This is a genomic window from Candidatus Methylomirabilota bacterium, from assembly GCA_036002485.1.
Taxonomy (GTDB): Bacteria; Methylomirabilota; Methylomirabilia; order Rokubacteriales; family CSP1-6; genus AR37.
In genome coordinates this window covers 1-2,109 of the sequence record DASYTI010000062.1, presented here as the reverse complement: position 1 = coordinate 2,109, position 2,109 = coordinate 1, and the positions used below count along the sequence as shown (strand labels likewise).

At 67.8% G+C, this 2,109-nt stretch carries 2 protein-coding genes; one reads left to right on the top strand and one right to left on the bottom strand.

All coding sequences use genetic code 11. The features are described 5' to 3' along the window. Positions 1 to 438 (top strand): ABC transporter substrate-binding protein (locus VGT00_06915; GenBank protein HEV8531126.1); only part of this gene is annotated, 438 nt, incomplete at its 5' end. Between the two features lie 236 nt (positions 439 to 674). Here the strand turns inward: VGT00_06915 and hpnJ are convergent. After that, positions 675 to 2,087, bottom strand: a complete 1,413-nt coding sequence (gene hpnJ, locus VGT00_06910; protein HEV8531125.1) for a hopanoid biosynthesis associated radical SAM protein HpnJ — start codon at positions 2,085 to 2,087, stop codon at positions 675 to 677. Positions 2,088 to 2,109: the final 22 nt, after the last annotated feature.

Below are 2,109 nucleotides of genomic sequence, written 5' to 3'. Positions count from 1 at the left end.
GACTGGGCGGAGACCGCGAAGCGCTCGCTGGCCCGGCACTGGCAGCCGCTCAGCGACGGCCAGCGCGAGGAGTTCGTGAAGCTCTTCGGCGACCTCCTCGAGCGCTCCTACATCTCCAAGATCGAGCTGTACGGGGGCGAGAGGATCCACTACGTGGGCGAGTCGATCGACGGCGATCTGGCCGTGGTGCGCACCAAGATCATCACCAAGCAGGGCACCGACGTGCCCATCGAGTACCGGATGATCCGGCGCGGCGACCGGTGGTTGGTCTACGACGTCGTCATCGAGAGCGTGAGCCTGGTCAGCAACTACCGCACGCAGTTCAACAAGATCATCCAGACCTCCTCCTACCAGGAGCTCGTCAAGAAGATGAAGACCAAGCAGGAGGAGTTCCAGTACGAGGAGAGCGCCAGGCAGAAGCGCACCTCGCAAAGATAATCACTCGGAGGGGGGCTCCGCCCCCCTTCCGAACCTCCCCCGTAGATGGTGCCGGCGGAGCCGGCGCCACAGCGTCGGTCTTCCAATCGCTTCCACGCGACCTCGCGGCGCGGCCTGACCGAGATCCAAACCCTGGCGGGCCACCGTTCGAGCCGAGTGTCCGATTCGAGCGCCGGCTTTGCCGGCGCAACGCTCTGGGGGAGGCATCGGAGGGGGCCGTCGAGGCCCCCTCCGAGTCACCGGTGGGAGAGGAAGCGGAAGAACTCGACGCCTTCGCGGAGGCGGCGCGTCATCATCTGCGGGCTCCGCACCATCTCCGACACCAGCGCCGCGACCTTGCCCGGGCGGAAGTAGAAGCGCTTGTAGAAGGTCTCCACGGAGTCGAAGATCTCGGTGTGGGGCAGGTGCGCGTAGCTGAGCGCGCTGATCTGCACGCCGTGGTCGTTCACCAGCTCCTTCCCGCCATTCTGCAGCCAGCCCTTCTCCACGGCCTGCCGGTGCATGTGGGTCCCGGGGTACGGCGCCGCGATCGAGACCTGGATGGTGTGCGGGTTGATCTCGGCGGCGTACCGGATGGTCTCCTCGATCGTCTCCCGCGTCTCGCCGGGCAGCCCCAGGATGAAGGTGCCGTGGATCGTGATGCCCAGCTCGCGACAGTCCCGGGTGAACTTGCGGGCGATGTCCAGCCGGATCCCCTTCTTGATGTTGTTGAGGATCTGCTGGTTCCCCGACTCGTAGCCCACCAGGAGGAGCCGGAGGCCGTTGTCGCGCATGACCTTCAGGGTCTCGGAGGGCACGTTCGCCTTGGCGTTGCAGGACCAGGTGACGCCGAGCCGGCCGAGCTTCCGGGCGATTGCCTCCGCGCGCGGCAGGTCGTCGGTGAACGTGTCGTCGTCGAAGAAGTACTCCTTGACCTGGGGGAAGTACTGCCGGGCGAGGGCGATCTCGTCGGCCACGTGCTCGGGGCTCCGCGTCCGGTAGCGGTGCCCGCCCACCGTCTGCGGCCACAGGCAGAAGGTGCACTTCGAGCGGCACCCGCGGCCCGTGTAGAGGGACACGTAGGGGTGCAGCAGGTAGCCGATGAAGTAATCCTCGATCCGCAGGTCGCGCCGGTAGACGTCGACGACGAAGGGGAGGCGGTCCATGTCCTCCAGGATCGCGCGCTCCGGGTTGTGGGCGATCCGGCCCTCGGAGCGGTAGCTGAGCCCGTCGACGGCGGCCAGCGGGCGGCCCTCGGCCACCTCCCGGATGGTGAAGTCGAACTCGTTGCGGCCGACGAAGTCGATCGCCTCCGAGGCCCGGAGCGCGGCCTCGGGCGCCACCGCCACGTGGGCGCCGACGAAGCCGATCACGAGGCGGGGGTTCATGTCCTTCAAGGCCTCGGCGACCTTGACGTCGGAGCGGAAGGACGGCGTGCTCGTGTGCAGCACGCAGAGCTCGTACTCCTTGGCCACGGGGAGCACCTGCTCGAGCGTGATGTCGGCGGGCGGCGCGTCGATGAGCCGGCTTCCCGCCACCAGGGCCGCGGGCTGCGCCAGCCACGTCGGGTACCAGAACGAGCGGATCTCGCGCTTCGCCTGGTAGCGTGCCCCCGCGCCCCCGTCGAAGCCCTCGAAGGAAGGTGGATGCAGGAACAGCGTCTTCAGCATGAGTGGTGTCCCCCGTTCGCCC

Excerpts from the sequence above, each read along its gene's own strand:
- hpnJ (HEV8531125.1), bottom strand. The coding sequence starts at position 2,087 with ATGCTGAAGACGCTGTTCCTGCATCCACCTTCCTTCGAGGGCTTCGAC.